Genomic DNA, 17,579 nt, shown 5'->3' on the forward strand with positions numbered 1-17,579 from the left:
CACACGATGGATTAAACCGCGAATAGAAGATTCGTGACAGGTAATTGGCGTTACCCACGAATCCTTATTCATCGACCGATAGCCCTGGCCGGCTATCGGTTTTTTTATTTACTAGGTAATCAACTAGAACTTGAAAAATAAGCAGGTATCAATTAAATCCAATTGCTAATAGACTTTACCAAAAGGTGTGAGTCAGATGCTATTTCCAAAAGCGAATTACAAATTAGAATAATATATGCTTAAAATAAACTATCAAACACATAAAAATTTACAAATACACAAAATTCTATTATTAAACAGATGTAATTATAACTTTTACCAAATATTGTTTTTACAATTTTTTACCAGTATTTTATAAATATATTTATATTTCGTTATTAATATATAAAATCTATAGAATTACTATAATTATTGCGAATATAAAGACATTGAGGAAAGAACACACGTAGGCTTAGCAAAATCGTTCTGAAAAAGTGATGACGATTTTGCTACTGCCCTTCTACCTAGCTGCGAACGTTAAATCGTGCGGAAGGAAAGATAAATTTTAGCCAGCATGAGCAGCTTCTGTACATCGGGTACCCGAATCCTTTCTTCCTGAATACGGGCAATCGGAAGCGCCTTAATCTTAGCAAAAAGGCGTAGGTAATAACAGTAAGCCAGATACACGCCCATACGGGCCGAACGTGGCAACTGGCGAATACCCGTCAAAGCCGCATCAAAATCGGCCTGAATATCCGCTTCAATGCTTTTCTTATCTTGGGCAGAGAATCGGCTGAAATCAACGCCGGGGAAATAAACCCGTCCCCGATCGTGAAAATCGGACTTGATATCTCGTAAAAAATTCACTTTCTGAAAGGCCGAGCCCAGCCGGCGGGCCGGTTCGCACAACTGATCGTATTGCTGGCAGTCGCCGTCGCAGAAGACTCGAAGGCACATCAAACCCACGACCTCGGCCGAACCATAGATGTAGGTTTCGTAGCCCGCTTCGTTGTATTTCGTCTCGTCGAGGTCCATTTCCATGGATCGGAGAAAGGCTTCAATCAAGGGTCGTTCGATCCCAAACTGGTTTACTACCTTCTGAAAGGAATGCAGAACGGGATTCAGGCTAATGCCCTCTTCAATGGCTTGATACGTGTCATGCTTGAAGCGCAGTAGTAATTCCTTTTTGTTAAAATCATGAAAGGTATCCACAATTTCATCCGCGTAACGCACAAACCCATAAATGGCATAGATGGCCCAGTGGAGTTTGGGATCCAGGGTTTTGATACCTAAGGTAAAGGAAGTACTGTACCGCTGGGTAATCAGGCGACTGCATTCCAGCGTGGTTTGTTCGTATAAAGCCAGCATATCTTTCATCAACGTAACCCAGGTTTAGTAAAGCAAGGTACTTAAAAAAACGGTCCGCTACACTTGCTGTTCCCGGTGGAGTTCATCGGCAACTACCAGACCCGAAATCAAGGCTGGCGGCACCCCTGGTCCGGGTACAGTCAGTTGACCGGTATAGTATAGATTGCTGACTTTTTTATTCTTCAGGGTGGGTTTCAATAAGGCGGTTTGCCGGAGCGTATTGGCTAGCCCATAAGCATTGCCTTTGAAGGCGTGGTAATCCTCTATAAAATCCCGGTGGGCGTAGCTGCGTTTGTAAACGACGTGCGGGCGAATGGCATGTCCTACGTACTGCTCCAGGCGATCCATGATCAGGTTGTAATACTGTTCGCGTATCGTTTCGGTATCGTCAGATAATCCTGGAGCCACTGGAATGAGTAAAAACAGATTTTCGCAACCTTCCGGGGCCACGCTCGGATCCGTTTTGGACGGAGCTGAGGCATAAAACAAAGGCTTAGAAGGCCACTGCGGCTGTGTATAGATTTCGTGGGCGTGCAGACTGAAATCTTCGTCAAAAAACAAATTATGATGTTGCAGTTTATCCACGCGTCGGTCGACGCCCAGATAAAATAGAATAGAAGAAGGAGCCATCGTCCGGCTATTCCAGTATGCTTCGGTGTAGTTCCGGAATTGAGGTTCGACCAGGGCATCTTCCACGTGGTGGTAATCCGCTCCCGCTACCAGCATATCCACCTGATAGGTACCGAGTTTGGTTTGCACCTCCCGCACTTTTCCCCCTTTGATAATGAGTTGTTCGACTTCTTCGCCCAGATTGATCTGTACGCCTTTTTCTTCCGCCAGACTCACCATCGCTTTCACGATTTCGTGCATCCCACCCATCGGATACCAAGTACCCAGGGCAATTTCAGCGTAGTTCATCAGGCTATACAGGGCCGGCGTATTTTGTGGAATAGCCCCCAGAAATAAAATGGGGAACTCCATGAGTTTAAGAATTTTCTCCTGCTTGAAGTATTTGCGGATGTGTTGGTGAAAGGATTGAAGAACATCCAGCCGACTGACGTCGGCGAGTAATTTGAGGCTCAAAAACTCCGTAAGGCTCCGGCTGGGTTTCCAAACGAAATTATTCATCCCTACGTCATATTTATAAGAGGCCTGTTGTAGAAAAGCCCGCAAACGCGGTGCACTACCAGGTTCTATGCTTTCAAACAGTTGCTCGAGTTCCGTTTGATTAGCGGGCAGATCAATCACGTCTTCGGTATTGAAAATTACCGTATACGAAGGATCCAGCCGTTTAAGCTCGTAGTAATCCGAGGGTTTCTTTCCAAAACGGGCAAAATATCTTTCGAACACATCCGGCATCCAGTACCAACTGGGCCCCATGTCAAAGACAAAGCCTTTGGCTTCGAATTGACGGGCTCGACCACCCGGCGTATCATTTTTTTCCAGGATGGTCACGGAATAACCGCGATCAGCCAGAGCCGTAGCGGCCGCCAGTCCCGAAAATCCAGCTCCTATAACTATTACTCGTTTGCCCATGGGTGCAGGTGAAAAATCAATGCAATAACTCCAAGAACCCGCAAATGTTTGGGGGGACTTTATAAGTAAAAAGGCCGAAGCTAGCTTCGGCCTTTTGGTTATATGCTGGGTTGATAGGACTAAACGGCGTATTCGTACACGCTGAGGCGATCTTTCAACTCTTTACGAGCCAGGTGAATGCGATTTTTTACGGTGCCAATCGGGATCTGTAATTGCTCAGCAATTTCATGATACTTATATCCCTGAAAATACATCAAAAAAGGTGTCTTATGCGAATCGTCGAGTACCCGAATGGCCGCATTGATATCTTCCATGGCAAAGGTTGAATAAGCTTGATTATCGGTTGAACTCTCCAGGGAGTTCAGATAGTACAAGTCATCCGAAGTATCGATAAACGTGTTCTTACGTACCATTCGCTGGTAATTCGTAATGAACGTATTTTTCATGATCGTGTACAGCCACGCTTTGATGTTAGTTCCATCGGCGTACTTATCACGATTCGTAAAGGCTTTGAGTAGCGTATCTTGTAACAGATCGTTGGCTTCTTCAGCATCTTTCGTCAGCCGTAACGCAAAGGGTCGAAGAGATTTGGACACATGGCCAACGTGATGAGTAAATTCAAGAGCAGTCATGGGCTGATTAGGGCGACGGTGTGTTTAAGTAAAATATTTGTTTGGTTAAACAATTGCTCAAAACAGAGGGGTACTTAAATTTTTGGGCGGCTGTTAAATCCTCTACTCTAAGCGTTGATAATAAAGCTTTTAAGGGTTCATTGGGGTAAAAGACCGTCCGAGCTTTAAGACGCTTATGTACACTTAAAAAATTGGGCCACGATAGTTTGCGGAAGGTTTGATAACTTAGAATTAAACAAATTCTTTATAACTCTAATGCATTTCTAATAATCCAGTCGGGTACCTGCCTCTCTTTTGCAACATTATTGCAAGAATGATATACCTTTGTTGCCAGGTTTTATTGATAGCACATGATTCGCTGGTTGATCGGAATAGGATTACTGTTAATGAGTAGTGGGCTACAGGCTCAGAACTGCTCGTGTACGTTACGGGGGGAAGTGCATGACCGGCAGACCGGACAGCCCGTAGCGGGGGCCGTCATCTGGTTGCCTCAAGCCCAGCGGCAAACGCAAACGAATGCCGCCGGGCGGTATGAACTGCGTAACCTTTGCCAGGGTCAGTATCGGCTTATTTGCCAAGTACTGGGCTATCAGTCGGACACCCTTTCCATCGAATTACGCCATGAGGAACTGGAACAGGACTTGCATTTACAAGAGGAAGACGTTCACTTACAGAATGTTACCATAACGGCCCAACGACTGGAAAGCTCCCTGCTCACCCGCTCGACCATCGAAGGTTCAGCCCTGGACCAGACCCGCGGGCAGACCCTTTCCGATGCTTTAAAAAACGTAACGGGTGTTACATCCCTGCAAACGGGAAGTAGTATTGGCAAGCCTATTATTCATGGCATGCATTCCAACCGGGTACTGATTCTCAACAATGGTATTCGTCAGGAAGGCCAACAATGGGGCAGCGAACACGCTCCGGAAATTGACCCTTTTGTGGCCAAACGTTTAACGGTTGTGAAAGGGGCGGCAGGCGTTCGGTATGGACCGGAGGCCCTGGCGGGTGTAGTCCTAGTAGAACCTGAACCACTGCCACAACAACCTGATTTTCAGGGTGAACTGAACTTGGTTGGTTTCAGTAATGGACGGCAGGGCGTCGGCTCTTTACAGCTACAGGGCGGCCTGGGCGTAATCCCTGGTCTGGCCTGGCGCCTGCAGGGCACCCTCAAACGGGGGGGCAACCTCCGTACACCCGGTTACTTTCTGGCTAATACGGGTATCTCCGAACGTAATTATTCCGTAACCCTGGGTTATCGGCGGGGAAACTGGCAACTGGAAGGCTTTATGAGCCAATTTTCGACGGAACTGGGCATTTTCAGCGGTTCACACATTGGCAGTGTGAGTGATCTGGAAAACGTACTAAAAAACGGCGAACCCTTTATTAAAAGTGGCTTTAGCTATCAGATCAACCGCCCTTTTCAGGACGTTTCTCATACGCTACAGAAGCTGAAAATCAGTTACGCTCCGGCTCAACGGGGTCTTTGGAGCCTTACGCTGGCCCGGCAAATCAACCAGCGGGCCGAGTACGATTTACACCGCCCCCGTAACGATAGTTTAGCGAATCTGAACCGGCCGGAGCTGAACTTCAAGCTGACCAGTTACAACGCCGACTTGGTTTGGGAGCACCCAGCGATCGCTAAAAAAATCACGGGCTCGGCCGGACTCAGCCTTTCCTATCAGCGAAACCTGGTATACGGTCGCCCACTGATTCCAAATTTCCGGCAGCTAACGACAGGGTTCTTTTGGTTAGAAAAATACACCCATCAGGACTGGGAATTGGAGGCAGGGGTACGCTATGACTTTCGTTATCAACGGATTACTCTTTTTCCTAGTCGAGGCGTACGTACGTACAAGCATTTACAATTTGGGAATGCCTCGGGTAGTCTGGGGGTGCTTCGACGGCTGGGTTCGCATTGGTCCATGCGGTTAAACGGTGGCATGGCCTGGCGACCTCCGAATGTCAATGAGCTGTATAGTGCGGGCGTTCACCACGGAGCCGCCGCTTACGAGGAAGGTGAGGCAAGCCTGAAACCCGAAACCGCCTTTAACCTGGACTACACAACCGAGTACACGGGTAAGCGGCTGCGGGCGGAGGTTTCCGTTTACCGCAATTACATTCAGAACTTTATTTATCTGAAGCCGCAGTCCGAACCCATTCTGACCATTCGCGGAGCGTTCCCTTATTTCAAGTACACGCAGGTTGATGCGGTTTTCCAGGGAATCGATGCCTCCTTTACGTACCTGATAACCAAACAACTAAGCTGGCAAACCAAATACGCCGTGGTACGAGCAAAGGATGTTGAACACGAGGCCCGACTCGTCCAAATTCCACCCGATCGATTGGAAAACTCCCTGCGGTTACAGCCCGAGAAAGCTGTACTGGGCTTGACGAATGTCTTTGTGGAAGCCGGGCATTCTTACGTAGCTAAACAAATCCGGGCTCCTGAAAACGGCGACTTTGCTCCTCCCCCAGCGGCCTACTGGCTTTGGAATGCGGCCATGGGCGGTTCTATTCCCATCCATCGTCACCCTTTGCAACTGAGCTTGAGCGTCAGTAATGCCTTTAACACCCGCTATCGCGATTACCTCAATCGCTTCCGGTACTACGCTGATGATCAGGGCCGTAATCTGAGCCTGCGAGCCAAGTGGATTTTTTAATTCAACTATATAAACAAAAGCCCCTTGGGTCGGTTCGATCAAAGGGGCTTTTGTATTATGCTATTGTTAAGCTTTTTTGGGCGCAGGTCCAATGGAATCGTAAACAATTACCTTTTCCCACAAATGGGAATAATCTTCCACAAATTTAAGGTGAATTGGGTGCTTTTGGTAAATTTCTTCTTCATCTAGGTTATCAAAGAACAACATCCACGAAACATCGTAGCCTTTTTCAATCACACTACGGTTGGTAGGAGCTGGAACGCCAATGTGACTCAGGCGGATGGTCGGAACCTTCCGAAGTTTTTCGAGACCTTCCATTAATTTAGTACGGTCAGCTTCGTTTCCTTTATTTTTCAGAAAGAAGTACACGTGGTGCACGAAGAGTTCTTTCGAGGGTGCCGCGGCCACGGGTAATACCGTTGCGGGGGTTGCCGCCACTACGGCAGAAGTCGTCAGGAATTTTCTGCGGGATACGTTTTTCATTGATTGAAATATTCTGAAAGAAAGCGTTCAAAAGTACAGGGTATCCAGGGAAAGAACCGATGAGGTCTTAGCATTTAGTGATACTAAAACCATTTCCGCACCAGCCAAAGAACCACATTAATGAGTAGGGTCACCAATAGGCAGGTGGTAATGGGTAGGTACATCCGGAAATTTTCCCGTTCAATCCGAATATCGCCGGGCAATCGACCCAGCCCCTGCAATTTATCGGAAAATAAATAAATCAACAGTCCGGCCCCGAGTAATAACCCACCCAGTCCCATCAGCCACTTGCCTAATTGAGGATTCATAGCTTTCCAGCGTTTAGTAGCCTTCTTTCTCGGAGGGAAAGTCTTTCGTTTTTACATCATCCACGTAATGGGATACCGCTTTTTGGATCACTTCAGAGAGATCAGCGTATCGACGTAGGAAACGTGGCTTAAACTCCTGATTGATTCCTAACATGTCATGCATGACCAGAATCTGTCCGTCACAGCCCGCTCCGGCTCCAATCCCGATGCTTGGGATATGAACGGAAGCCGTTACTTCCGCCGCCAGAGCCGCCGGAATTTTCTCGAGTACATAGGCAAAGCAGCCGAGCTCTTCCAGCAACTCTGCATCGTCTTTCAGCTTTTGGGCTTCGGCCTCTTCCTTGGCTCGCACGGCGTAGGTTCCGAACTTGTAAATCGACTGGGGCGTAAGACCCAAATGGCCCATGACTGGAATACCGGCACTGAGTACGCGTTCAATGGATTCCCGAATTTCGGTTCCCCCTTCCAATTTCACGGCGTGGGCTCCCGACTCTTTCATAATCCGAATGGCCGAACGCAGGGCTTCCTGCGAATTACCCTGGTAGGAACCAAAAGGTAAGTCGACTACTACCAAAGCCCGTTTCACGCCGCGTACCACGGACTGAGCGTGATAGATCATCTGATCCAGCGTAATGGGCAGGGTGGTTTCATGGCCCGCCATCACATTCGAAGCGGAATCGCCCACCAGAATGACTTCTACGCCAGCCGCATCGATGAGCTTGGCCATCGAGAAATCGTAAGCGGTCAGACAACTAATCTTTTCCCCTTTTGCTTTTAATTCCTGTAACGTATGCGTCGTCACTCGCTTGATATCGGGATTATGTACGGACATGGCTCGTTGATTAAGGACCTTAAGTAGGTGCGCAAACACCAATGCCTTTCGGTCTATGTCCTGCGAAATTAGGGCTTGTCCGGGCAAAACAAAAAAGTCTCCGCCCGTAGGACGGAGACTTTCGCAGGCCAAGCCTTGTATTCAATTAATGCGTTTGTTTGAGTTTATCTTTAAATACTTTCTCAAACTTTTCAACTTTGGGTCGCACCACAAACAAACAATAGGGCTGACGGCCATTTTGGTTGTAGTAATCCTGGTGGTAGGCTTCGGCTTTGTAGAAGTTGGTAAAGGGGGTAATCTCCGTTACCAGCGGATCGGGATAAATTTTCGCCTTGTCTACTTCCGCTTTCCAGTGTTCAGCCTCTTCTTTTTGTTTTTCGTTGTGATAGAAAACCGCCGAACGGTACTGCGGGCCTTCATCGTTGCCCTGACGATTCAGCGTGGTTGGATCGTGCGTACGCCAGAATACGGCCAGCAGATCAGCGTAGCTGATTTTCTTGGGATCGTAGGTAATCTGCGTTACTTCAGCGTGACCGGTTTGTCCCGTGCAGACGGCTTTATAGGAAGGATCTTCCACAAAACCACCTGAGTAACCCGATTCCACTTTCACGACGCCTTCCAACCGCTGAAACACTGCCTCCGTACACCAAAAACAGCCAGATCCTAACGTGGCTACTTCCAGACCCGCAGGTACGTTTACAGTGGTTTTAGGCAGAGGTTTGTCCGTTGTCATAGCTTTCTTTTGCTCCTGTGCGGGAGACTGGCAAGCCATAAGCGTTGCCACCGACAGAAGACTCCATTTGAGCGTTTGAATGAATGTTTTCATGTAGTCTAATAACATCAAGTGTGTAAGGATAGTTTGCTAACCTCCAGGAATATTTCACGCCATTCTTATCTTTTGATTATTCCCTGTCGCTATTCATTGGACCCTCGGGCACATCTTTTGTTAATACTGCCCACTACTGTACCAGCCCGCAGGGGCAACACCCTATTTTTTAGACTTCTGTTCCACACTCTTTATGAATGTATCACTCAACTCCGATGATTTTCGGTTCACAGGCAAGGGTTCTTTCAAAATCAAGGAAGCCGCAACGAAAATTAAAGATCTGTATCAGAACAAAGATGAATACGAAGAGCTGCTGACGCAGTATCGTCAGGAAATCGACGATTTGCAAAGCCTGATGTATGCTCACAATCGTTACGGACTTTTGTTGATTTTTCAGGCCATGGACGCCGCCGGTAAAGACGGAACCATCGGCCACGTGATTACCGGCGTCAACCCTTTTGGCGTCAATATTCATAATTTCAAGAAGCCTTCTTCGCTCGAACTCGAACACGATTTCATGTGGCGTACGAGCCTGCGACTGCCGCAGCGGGGTACCATTGGTATCTTCAACCGCAGTTATTATGAAGAAGTCCTCGTCACCAAAGTCCATCCCGATATTATTACGAACACGCAACTGCTGCCCCATGAGCTTACCGAAGACATGGATAAGCTTTTCAAACATCGGTATAAAGACATCAAGGCGTTCGAAAAATACCTGCGGCATAACGGCATTGAGGTCATGAAATTCTTTCTAAACGTTTCGAAGCAAGAACAGGCCAGTCGCCTCATCAGTCGTATCGAAGATGCTTCGAAGAATTGGAAATTTGAAGAAAGTGACGTCAACGAGCGGGACTACTGGGATGATTATATGCAGGCCTACGAAGAAACCATCAACCAAACGTCGACGAAAAAATCGCCCTGGTATATCATCCCGGCGGATGATAAAAAGAATATGCGGTTGATTGTAAGCCAGCTGATTCTGGAAAAGCTTAGTAGCCTCTCCATGCATTATCCCGAAAGCAGTGAAGAACGTCAAAAAGAGCTGAAGAAGCTGATTGATCGTATCAACGAGCAGACCAAAGCTTAACGACTGAGTTCTTCCAGGTGCCGTACGATCAGCTCGGAACCGCGTCGATGCCAGTTTTGAAAACGGGTCTGGATGGACTGGTGGGTTGGTAAGTAGCTTAGAAAGCGATCCAGATCCAGAAACGACGTAGCTCGTATACCGACGCCGGCTCGTACGGCATCCAAGGCATTCACGGCCTGTTCAAAATGCCCCGGCGTTGGGAATAACATGACGGGCTTACCCAGGTACATGGCCTCACAGATCGACTCGAAACCAGACGTACTCACCAGTCCCCGGCAGCGACGCATGGCATCCAGAAAAGCCGTCGCATTCACCTGGTGAAGCGTTAGATTAGGCAAAGGCTGCTCGATGGCTGCCGATCCCGGGCGATCCCAGAAGGCCTGTACTTGGGTGTCGGGATGCGTACGGCACCAGTCTTCCAGATCCGAGGCTAAGCGGTAATTGGTTGTGTAGGCCAGCAGGAAAGGTTCTTCAGTCGTTTCCAGTTCCAATACGTTTTGTCGGAGTAAGGGCGGAATGACGTAAATATTGGCGGCCACATCATCCGCCATTTCGTAGAAAGACAGGGCTAATTTCCGGCGGCTTCCTACGGCCGACAACCAGGTGATGGTATTGACGATTCGCCGGTTGAGTACGCCTTCGGCGGGAAGCTCGAAGTGGCGGTGCTGTAATAAATATTGGTGAGCAATGCAGACGACCGGAATCGGCGAGCGGTATTGCCATTGCCAGACCCCGCACATCATTTCGTAAAAATTTACGATGACCGTGGGCTTTTTTTCCTGGATAAACGCATTGATTTCTGCGGCCTGTCGCCAGAAACGGGTGCCTTTGCGGGCGTTCGTCAGCAGCGTAGGCCCTACGGCAAGGGCTTTGGTTTTGTCACTGTATAGCAAGGCTGGACTTTCCACCGCTTTAAAATCCGTGGGCAAGTACTGCCGAAGCAGGGAAGAAATCTCCCGTTCCGGAGCAACGCCTACGATGGCCCCTACTAACTCGTGCCCCTGATTTCGCAGGATTTCGTACAGAGCAACCGCCTGCGTCTGATGGCCACGGCCTTCGCCCTGAATAAAAAAAAGAATTCGCATACCTTACTCTTTCATCGCACTCAAAGATATAAGGCTTTTTAATAGGTCTTCTTGCTGATCGTCTTCTTCTTCGGTCGAATTTTCCTCTTCTTTGTTATCCACGGTGGTTGGCGTGTAGTACAACAGATTCCAGACGCCTTCGTGATCTTCCACTAAAGCGGTTAGGGATTCTACCCAATCGCCCGAGTTCAGGTACTGCACATTTCCGATCATACGAATGGAGGGCTGGTGAATATGCCCGCAGATGATTCCGGTACAACCTTTGGATTGAGCCAGATCCGCCAGTTTTTCCTCAAAGTCCGAAATGTAGTTGACCGCCGCTTTCACCTTGTGTTTGATTTCCTGCGAAAGCGAATAATACGGCAACCCTCGCCAGGCTCGCCAGTGATTGTAGAATTTATTGATGCCCAGCAGCAGGTTGTACCCGACGTCGCCCACGTAAGCCAGCCATTTCAAATGCGTCGTGATGCGGTCGAAAATGTCACCGTGCGTGACGTAGTAATGCTGGTTAAGGTGGGTTTTAAGAATATAGTCGCGGCGGATGGAAAAGTATTTGCCCACGCGTAACGGTAAGACGTGGTCCAGAAAATCATCGTGGTTGCCCCGCAGATAAATGACCTTTGTATCGTACTGTTCGATCATTTTGAGCACCTGCCGAAAAAAGCCCGTATGTTTTTTCTTCCAGGTATTTCCGTATTTCTTCAATTGCCAGCCATCGATGATGTCACCATTAAGCAACAACTTGTCACAGGTGTACTGTTTGAGAAAGGCGGTTACTTCGCGGGCTTTCGACCCTTTTGAACCTAAATGTATATCCGAAAGGACAATCGTGCGAAAATGGGTGCGTACTTCCATATCGCAAGATATTTTACAAAAACGACCCCTCTTCCATTAGCGTTTTACGCTTTCAAGAAGAATACAATACGCTGGTTAACAATAAGTTCACATTATTAAACCTGTAGTTAAAAAGAGCATTTCCTTGGGAGTAACTCACAAAAAAACCGTTGAAACGCTTTCAACGGTTTTTTTGCCGGTAATGCTAACGATTTACCACCAGCGATAGAATAGTCCGGCCGATGCCGAAACGTTGGTAACATTCGAAAGGTAATCGCTCTTGAAGGGCGAGTAGAAGTAAGCAGCCTGTACATCGGCTCCAAAGTTCCCGTTTTTCGCAAACAGGAACCGAGCCCCCAGGCCAACCTGTCCACTTAACGCCACTGAATTCTTCCCTTCTTCCAGGTAGCCAAAATACGTAAGATTCCGCATAGCCGTACCGCCGAGTCCTGCTAACACATACGGTCGTATGGGAGCATTCGAACCCGTGAAGTGATATTTACCGAAAACGTGTAAGGAAGTAGCACCCAAGGAACGCGTCTGAATGGCCGAAATATCCTGGTCTCCCTCGCTGTAAAGCTGGCGGGGTGAACGCTCTTTAAAGTAGGAGTAATTAAACTGTAAGCCCAGCGAGAAATTTTTCGGAAAGATGAACTCCCCGGCCACCTGATAGTGGTACTTGGAAGTCGCATTCGTATAATCTTTCAGACTACCCAGGGGGGAAGCGACACCGTAACGGGCGGTAATCTGATAGTGGGTGTAGCGTTCGAAGGGAGATCCCATCGTCCGGGTTGGTACGCTACGGTATTCGTAATCCTGTTTTTTATTATAGTAGTCTGGGTTTTGTTGAGCGTACGCCCCAGAGGCTAGTCCAACCAATGCCAGCAAAAGCAAGCGTCTCATACGTACAAACGGATTAATGTGAGAATGTTAGAAAAAATCGGCCTGGAACCCTCCGGCAGATTCTGTTAATTGGCTTTTAAATACGATGACTGAGCGAAGATGGCATCCACCAGACTCGTAATCTGCGATTCTTGGTAGATTCCCTCACCCCGAATCTGAGCATCCCAGATGACATTGGCTTTATTATCCGAACTGATGTTCTTTAGATCAGCAATCCGTACGTACCAGTAGTTTTCGTTGTACGAATAGTAGTTATAGAACATGGGATAGCCGTAGCCATAACCAATCCCTCCGAAACCACCGTAACCGCCATAACCCCAATAGGGATCGTACCAGGGGTTATACGTAGGAACGTAGCCCGATTGCGTATACGAAATCCGGGCTGGTGTTACTTCCAGATCCGGCTTGGCCGTACGGGCCACTCGCGTATAGCCATTAGCGATCAAGTTTTTCGCAATCCGATCAATGTATACCAAATCCTGTACGGCTGCTCCCCGGCCACTCCGGTCGTTTTCAACGATCAGCACCGAATCAGGAATCGAAAACGTTTTATAGGCTTTGTAATCGACGTTGCTGTGGTTGGTAATGAATACCTTCGAGTCGTTCGGGTCGAGATCTTTCACTGGATCGCGTTCACAAGCCGTCCAGATCCCCGCACTAAGCACTAAGAGCAAAAGTGATTTTGAGATGCGTTTCATGTCTTTAGATACCGTTCAAATACACAATGATATAACGAAAAAATTGGGCCTTAAATTTCTCGGATTATAGGTTAGACCCACTTTTTCTGCTTCAAGTTTAGATGCGGGTTATTAAAATTTAACCGATGTTAGCCGATGGCTCACGCAGCAGGGTTTCAACCGCCGCAATAGCCTGTTGAAACCGTTGCTCATAGCTCCCTGAAATGAGTACATAGGGTCGCTGGTAGCGTTCCAGTAATTCCCGAAGCCGATTGAAATGCCATTCCCGCCGATCCGCAAATAAACGAAGGTTATCCTGAACCCAGGGTACGTCGGGGCTTAATAAAAGGGTGAGTGGGTAGTGGTACTGAGCCGCCCACGCCTGCACAATAGCTGGACATTCACCTAGATAAAGCTCAGCAAAGGTTTGCGTGACCACCACATCGGTATCACAAAATAACAGGGGATGCGTGGAAGCGAGCATGCCCAACTCTTCGTAATACAATTGTCCGGCCGCAATGTGGCAATGATCCATGGCATCACAATCGTTGCCAAAGCGTTCGCAGTACAACCGGCCATATTCCTCAATCCAGTTCGTCTGAAAGTACTCGGCGAGTTGACGGGCCAACGTGGTTTTCCCCGTTGAAGGCGGTCCCATCAATACAATCTTTTTACGCATGAATTCATCAGTACTTTGGATGAAAGGCTAAATAAAAGAGAAAAAGCCAAAGTAGAAGAAAAATTTCCTTCTACCCTGGCTTTTTTCGTTTCCTTTCAAGCCCTATTCCACCGCCATGCGTACCGGCTCGGCTACGGCCTGCGACGGGAAAAGGTCCAGCAGCTCAGCTCCGAGTTTTTGCCGGGAAAATTGCGTTTCGGCTAGGTGCCGGGCCTGCTGGCTGGCCCGACGCAGTCGTTCGGGTTGATGAATATACGGTTCCAGTTTTTCGAAAAATTCAGCGGGTTTAAGCGGATCTGCGTAGAATCCACAGCCCTCCTGCTCCATCAAATCGCAGTGCCAACCCCCTATGTTCATCACAATGAGTTTACCCGCGGCCAGTGCATCGAACAGTTTATTGGGTGAATTGGTCCAAAGGGCCGGTATGTCAAGGTAAGACAAATACGCAACATCGGTTACATTGAGTACTTCCAGCAATTGCCCTTTATTGAGATGCCCCAGAAATTGTATATTGGTTAACCCCACCGCTCTCTGTTTCAAACGAGCCAGCTCCGAACCCGTACCCGCAATCAGGAAAGCTACTTCTCTCCGATTGCTTCCGTACTGGGCAATGTCAATGAGTGCGTCCAGATCCATTGCTTTCCCAACGGAGCCAAAATAAGTGACGACCGTTTTTCCCCTTACCTGCCAGCGATCTTCCAGCAACCCCTTTTTTGGGTGGGGCTGGTAAAACTCACAGTCGGCAATGTTGGGAATAGAATATACTTTGGAAGGCGTGTCGATTCGCTGTTGAATGTTCTGTTGGATGGCCGGTGAAAGGCCAATGACTTTTTCGGCTTGCTCATAGAACAAGTGTTCCAGTCCGTAGAGCACTTTTTGCAGTAATTTATTTTTAAAATAGCCCATTTGAATGGGCGTTAGCGGCCATAGATCCCCCACTTCGAAATAGTACGGAATACCCCGAAACCATTTCATGGCCAATCCAATAAAACCGACGCTTAAAGGCACCGACGCTACGTAACAGGTTTGTACGTTTTTAATGCGTAAGGCACAAAAAATGGCTTTGAGTACAAATGCCGCGTATACGTATAAACGACGAAGGGTTCCGTACCGCTGCTCGTAATGCAGGGGCAAATAATGTACCGTTAGTCCTTCGATCTGTTTTCGCTGATACGTCTTTTCATTGTGGGTTGTAATGACCTCTACTTCGAATCCCGCATCGGCCAGTGCCTTCGACAGGTAGTACGAGCGAATAATGCCGCCTTCTGCCGGAGTTTTGAAAAACTGATAGATGTATATAATTTTCTGGGATACCATTGGGTAAAAATTAGTGCGTACTACCGCTAAATTAACAATTATAAAGAAGTTATCTGCACGACTATAAAAGATATTTCTAAACGGGCGTAACGGGAAGGAACGTTGAATTTTTCCTTCTTACCCCAAGAGCGGTGGAGCAAAGACTCAACAAAATTAAAATTGATCTCTAAAAAATCCCAAATTGCTGCCTATTAAACCGCTAAAACTTGCGGCATCGTTGATTTCTCCCCTTGCCTTCTCTACCTTTGTTTCAAACAACACCAATCATGCCCCTTATTCGAGAGCAGAAGGCTCGCAAGCCCGGCACTACTACTTTGAAAGCAGCTATTGATGAAATGCTGCGGGCGTATCAGCTCAAAAATAAGTACAGCGAGACATATCTGGTGGCTTTTTGGGAAAAGCTCGTAGGAAAATCCATTGCCAGCCGTACGGGTCGACTATACGTAGCCGAAGGTACACTATATGTGCAAATTCTTTCGGCTCCTTTGCGACAGGAACTGGTACTAGCTAAAACCAAGCTTATTGAGCTTCTTAACCGCGAAATGGGGGAAGAGATTATTCGAGAAGTTATTTTTATTTAAACTTGACCTAACAAAAAGGCCGTTTGAATGGAGATTCAAACGGCCTTTTTACTTATACCAGATACTTCAGTCGAATGACTTCCTTCTCGGTTAAATACCGCCACTGGCCGCGGGGTAATTCTTTCTTGTTTAATCCGGCAAAAGAGGTCCGATCGAGTTTTGTTACGTCGTAACCGAATTTCTCAAAAATCCGGCGTACAATCCGGTTGCGGCCCGAGTGAATGCGAATGCCAATCACCTGAGCGTCGGGCGTAATGATACTTACTTCATCCGGCTTGATGAGGCCATCTTCGAGTTCAACTCCTTTCCGAATGGCTTCAAAATCCTCCGTTGTAATGGGTTTATCGATTTCAACTTGGTAGATTTTTTCGATTTGGTGTGAGGGGTGCGTCAGCTTTTCAGCCATTTCACCGTCGTTGGTCAATAACAACAGACCCGTCGTATTGCGGTCAAGTCGTCCTACGGGATAAATGCGTTGTTCGGCAGCCGTTTTCACCAGTTCCATTACCGTACGGCGATCCATATCGTCTTCTACCGTCGTGATGTAATCTTTGGGTTTATTCAGCAATACGTACACCATTTTCTCGGGATTAAGAATACGGCGGCCGTAGCGTACCACTTCATTAGGTTTTACCTGATACCCTAGTTCTTTTACCACTTTCCCATTCACCGAGATTTCTCCGGCTTCAATCAGTACATCCGCATCCCGCCGTGAACATACGCCCGACAGGGCAATGTAGCGGTTGAGTCGAGTGGTATCGCTGCTCTTTTCATTCCGCTCAATCTTTTTCTTGATTTTATCGGGAGCGTTTTCCTTATACTTGTCGATGTTGTAGTTCGGCGTAGCTTTTACCGTTTCATTCGCGTTGGAATGACCTCGGCGACCTGATCGACGGGTCGGATCATGATCAGCCCGTTTGCCGTACCGCGACGGTAACTCTTTTTTATCGGAGCCCGAGCGTTCGGGTCTTTCTCCTTTGGGGAACGTGGGTTTGTCAAAACTACGTTTGGCCGGACGATCCGATCCTTTTTCGAATCGGGATTCTCCTTCTTTTCGCTCGCCGCGGGGTTTATCGAACGACCGGTCGTTTTCCCGACGGGGCCGAAATTCATCATTGCGGCGTTCCGGTTTGTCGAAACTACGTTCGCCACGGGGCTTGTCAAATGAGCGTTCGCCGCGAGGTTTATCGAACGGACGGTCGTTTTCCCGACGAGGCCGTGATTCGTCGTTGCGACGATCCGTAGGGCGTTCAGATTTATTGAAGTTACGTTCGCCACGGGGCTTGTCGAAAGAACGGTCATTTTCGCGGCGAGGCCGGAATTCGTCATTCCGGCGTTCGGTCGGACGTTCGGATTTATTGAAGTTACGTTCCCCACGGGGCTTGTCGAAGGAACGGTCATTTTCGCGACGGGGGCGGAATTCATCATTCCGGCGTTCGGGTTTGTCGAAGCTACGTTCGCCACGGGGCTTGTCAAATGATCGCTCGTTTTCGCGACGGGGCCGGGAATCGTCATGCTGACGTTCGGGGCGATTTCCTGAGAAGGTTTTACCTTCAGTACTGTTTTTACGGGGTCTACGTGAAGACTCCTCTTGCTTAGCCATGTTCGTGGTCTTTGGAAAGAAGTTCAGGGGGCTGGAACGGCGGGTGATTCAGCGAAAACAGGCAAAACTTTTACCGTATTCCTGCGTTTTTAACACTAAAAAATCACTCGAATACCGGACCGCTAGTCCTAAACTTTTTTGTTGCAACATCCCTGCTGTAACCTGCTGATTTCAAATGAATTACTA

Annotated in this window: 17 protein-coding genes; 3 read left to right on the forward strand and 14 right to left on the reverse strand. The window is 47.9% G+C overall.

What is annotated here, in order from left to right; translation table 11 throughout:
* Nucleotides 1-516: 516 nt before the first annotated feature.
* The 3 genes from C5O19_RS23390 to C5O19_RS23400 all read right to left on the reverse strand — a co-directional run bounded on the left by C5O19_RS23390 (nucleotide 517) and on the right by C5O19_RS23400 (nucleotide 3,515).
* Entirely contained in the window at nucleotides 517-1,347 is an 831-nt protein-coding gene (locus C5O19_RS23390) for a phytoene/squalene synthase family protein (protein ID WP_104715846.1), read from the reverse strand.
* Between the two features lie 57 nt (nucleotides 1,348-1,404).
* Nucleotides 1,405-2,883: a phytoene desaturase family protein gene (locus C5O19_RS23395; RefSeq protein WP_104715802.1), complete on the reverse strand. Its 1,479-nt coding sequence runs from the start codon at nucleotides 2,881-2,883 to the stop codon at nucleotides 1,405-1,407.
* Nucleotides 2,884-3,002: 119 nt separating this feature from the next.
* A complete protein-coding gene (locus C5O19_RS23400; protein WP_104715803.1) occupies nucleotides 3,003-3,515 on the reverse strand; it encodes an RNA polymerase sigma factor in 513 nt (170 codons plus the stop codon).
* Nucleotides 3,516-3,865: 350 nt separating this feature from the next.
* Between C5O19_RS23400 and C5O19_RS23405 the strand changes: the two genes are divergently transcribed.
* On the forward strand, nucleotides 3,866-6,178 hold the full coding sequence (locus C5O19_RS23405) for a TonB-dependent receptor (RefSeq protein ID WP_104715804.1): 2,313 nt from the start codon (nucleotides 3,866-3,868) through the stop codon (nucleotides 6,176-6,178).
* Nucleotides 6,179-6,244: 66 nt separating this feature from the next.
* On the opposite strand, the gene C5O19_RS23410 is transcribed toward C5O19_RS23405, so the two are convergent.
* From C5O19_RS23410 to msrA, 4 genes are all read right to left on the reverse strand, one after another.
* The gene (locus tag C5O19_RS23410; protein ID WP_104715805.1) at nucleotides 6,245-6,661 is read right to left on the reverse strand and encodes a Dabb family protein; all 417 of its coding nucleotides are present in this window, start codon (nucleotides 6,659-6,661) and stop codon (nucleotides 6,245-6,247) included.
* 83 nt (nucleotides 6,662-6,744) lie between these two features.
* Nucleotides 6,745-6,969 (reverse strand): DUF2905 domain-containing protein, encoded by a 225-nt coding sequence (locus tag C5O19_RS23415; protein WP_104715806.1) that lies wholly within the window; start codon nucleotides 6,967-6,969, stop codon nucleotides 6,745-6,747.
* A 13-nt stretch (nucleotides 6,970-6,982) separates the two neighbouring features.
* Nucleotides 6,983-7,801 (reverse strand): 3-methyl-2-oxobutanoate hydroxymethyltransferase, encoded by an 819-nt coding sequence (gene panB, locus C5O19_RS23420; protein ID WP_104715807.1) that lies wholly within the window; start codon nucleotides 7,799-7,801, stop codon nucleotides 6,983-6,985.
* 145 nt (nucleotides 7,802-7,946) lie between these two features.
* Nucleotides 7,947-8,627: a peptide-methionine (S)-S-oxide reductase MsrA gene (msrA, locus tag C5O19_RS23425; protein ID WP_094815209.1), complete on the reverse strand. Its 681-nt coding sequence runs from the start codon at nucleotides 8,625-8,627 to the stop codon at nucleotides 7,947-7,949.
* 193 nt (nucleotides 8,628-8,820) lie between these two features.
* Between msrA and C5O19_RS23430 the strand changes: the two genes are divergently transcribed.
* On the forward strand, nucleotides 8,821-9,714 hold the full coding sequence (locus tag C5O19_RS23430; protein ID WP_104715808.1) for a polyphosphate kinase 2 family protein: 894 nt from the start codon (nucleotides 8,821-8,823) through the stop codon (nucleotides 9,712-9,714).
* Here C5O19_RS23430 and C5O19_RS23435 read toward each other — a convergent pair.
* From C5O19_RS23435 to C5O19_RS23460, 6 genes are all read right to left on the reverse strand, one after another.
* Nucleotides 9,711-10,799, reverse strand: a complete 1,089-nt coding sequence (locus C5O19_RS23435) for a glycosyltransferase family protein (RefSeq protein ID WP_104715809.1) — start codon at nucleotides 10,797-10,799, stop codon at nucleotides 9,711-9,713. The two genes, C5O19_RS23430 and C5O19_RS23435, sit on opposite strands and share 4 nt — an antisense overlap.
* Before the next feature lie 3 nt (nucleotides 10,800-10,802).
* Nucleotides 10,803-11,654, reverse strand: coding sequence for a UDP-2,3-diacylglucosamine diphosphatase (locus tag C5O19_RS23440; protein ID WP_104715810.1), 852 nt, complete (start codon nucleotides 11,652-11,654; stop codon nucleotides 10,803-10,805).
* 192 nt (nucleotides 11,655-11,846) lie between these two features.
* Entirely contained in the window at nucleotides 11,847-12,536 is a 690-nt protein-coding gene (locus C5O19_RS23445; protein ID WP_104715811.1) for an OmpA family protein, read from the reverse strand.
* A 65-nt stretch (nucleotides 12,537-12,601) separates the two neighbouring features.
* Nucleotides 12,602-13,234, reverse strand: coding sequence for a DUF4136 domain-containing protein (locus C5O19_RS23450; RefSeq protein ID WP_104715812.1), 633 nt, complete (start codon nucleotides 13,232-13,234; stop codon nucleotides 12,602-12,604).
* Nucleotides 13,235-13,352: 118 nt separating this feature from the next.
* Nucleotides 13,353-13,892 (reverse strand): AAA family ATPase, encoded by a 540-nt coding sequence (locus tag C5O19_RS23455; protein WP_104715813.1) that lies wholly within the window; start codon nucleotides 13,890-13,892, stop codon nucleotides 13,353-13,355.
* A gap of 102 nt (nucleotides 13,893-13,994) precedes the next feature.
* Nucleotides 13,995-15,209, reverse strand: coding sequence for a glycosyltransferase family 4 protein (locus tag C5O19_RS23460; protein WP_104715814.1), 1,215 nt, complete (start codon nucleotides 15,207-15,209; stop codon nucleotides 13,995-13,997).
* A 266-nt stretch (nucleotides 15,210-15,475) separates the two neighbouring features.
* On the opposite strand from C5O19_RS23460, the gene C5O19_RS23465 reads away from it, so the two are divergent.
* Complete coding sequence (locus C5O19_RS23465; RefSeq protein WP_104715815.1) at nucleotides 15,476-15,790, forward strand: DUF721 domain-containing protein; 315 nt, start codon at nucleotides 15,476-15,478, stop codon at nucleotides 15,788-15,790.
* A gap of 52 nt (nucleotides 15,791-15,842) precedes the next feature.
* On the opposite strand, the gene C5O19_RS23470 is transcribed toward C5O19_RS23465, so the two are convergent.
* Nucleotides 15,843-17,393: a pseudouridine synthase gene (locus C5O19_RS23470; protein ID WP_104715816.1), complete on the reverse strand. Its 1,551-nt coding sequence runs from the start codon at nucleotides 17,391-17,393 to the stop codon at nucleotides 15,843-15,845.
* Nucleotides 17,394-17,579 lie beyond the last annotated feature (186 nt).

It is taken from the genome of Siphonobacter curvatus (genome assembly GCF_002943425.1).
In the GTDB taxonomy this organism is placed as follows: domain Bacteria; phylum Bacteroidota; class Bacteroidia; order Cytophagales; family Spirosomataceae; genus Siphonobacter; species Siphonobacter curvatus.

Excerpts from the sequence above, each read along its gene's own strand:
- C5O19_RS23465 (WP_104715815.1), top strand. The coding sequence starts at position 15,476 with ATGCCCCTTATTCGAGAGCAGAAGGCTCGCAAGCCCGGCACTACTACT.
- C5O19_RS23435 (WP_104715809.1), bottom strand. The coding sequence starts at position 10,799 with ATGCGAATTCTTTTTTTTATTCAGGGCGAAGGCCGTGGCCATCAGACG.
- C5O19_RS23450 (WP_104715812.1), bottom strand. The coding sequence starts at position 13,234 with ATGAAACGCATCTCAAAATCACTTTTGCTCTTAGTGCTTAGTGCGGGG.
- C5O19_RS23445 (WP_104715811.1), bottom strand. The coding sequence starts at position 12,536 with ATGAGACGCTTGCTTTTGCTGGCATTGGTTGGACTAGCCTCTGGGGCG.
- panB (WP_104715807.1), bottom strand. The coding sequence starts at position 7,801 with ATGTCCGTACATAATCCCGATATCAAGCGAGTGACGACGCATACGTTA.
- msrA (WP_094815209.1), bottom strand. The coding sequence starts at position 8,627 with ATGAAAACATTCATTCAAACGCTCAAATGGAGTCTTCTGTCGGTGGCA.
- C5O19_RS23430 (WP_104715808.1), top strand. The coding sequence starts at position 8,821 with ATGAATGTATCACTCAACTCCGATGATTTTCGGTTCACAGGCAAGGGT.
- C5O19_RS23410 (WP_104715805.1), bottom strand. The coding sequence starts at position 6,661 with ATGAAAAACGTATCCCGCAGAAAATTCCTGACGACTTCTGCCGTAGTG.
- C5O19_RS23390 (WP_104715846.1), bottom strand. The coding sequence starts at position 1,347 with ATGCTGGCTTTATACGAACAAACCACGCTGGAATGCAGTCGCCTGATT.
- C5O19_RS23470 (WP_104715816.1), bottom strand. The coding sequence starts at position 17,393 with ATGGCTAAGCAAGAGGAGTCTTCACGTAGACCCCGTAAAAACAGTACT.
- C5O19_RS23440 (WP_104715810.1), bottom strand. The coding sequence starts at position 11,654 with ATGGAAGTACGCACCCATTTTCGCACGATTGTCCTTTCGGATATACAT.
- C5O19_RS23415 (WP_104715806.1), bottom strand. The coding sequence starts at position 6,969 with ATGAATCCTCAATTAGGCAAGTGGCTGATGGGACTGGGTGGGTTATTA.
- C5O19_RS23395 (WP_104715802.1), bottom strand. The coding sequence starts at position 2,883 with ATGGGCAAACGAGTAATAGTTATAGGAGCTGGATTTTCGGGACTGGCG.
- C5O19_RS23460 (WP_104715814.1), bottom strand. The coding sequence starts at position 15,209 with ATGGTATCCCAGAAAATTATATACATCTATCAGTTTTTCAAAACTCCG.
- C5O19_RS23455 (WP_104715813.1), bottom strand. The coding sequence starts at position 13,892 with ATGCGTAAAAAGATTGTATTGATGGGACCGCCTTCAACGGGGAAAACC.
- C5O19_RS23405 (WP_104715804.1), top strand. The coding sequence starts at position 3,866 with ATGATTCGCTGGTTGATCGGAATAGGATTACTGTTAATGAGTAGTGGG.
- C5O19_RS23400 (WP_104715803.1), bottom strand. The coding sequence starts at position 3,515 with ATGACTGCTCTTGAATTTACTCATCACGTTGGCCATGTGTCCAAATCT.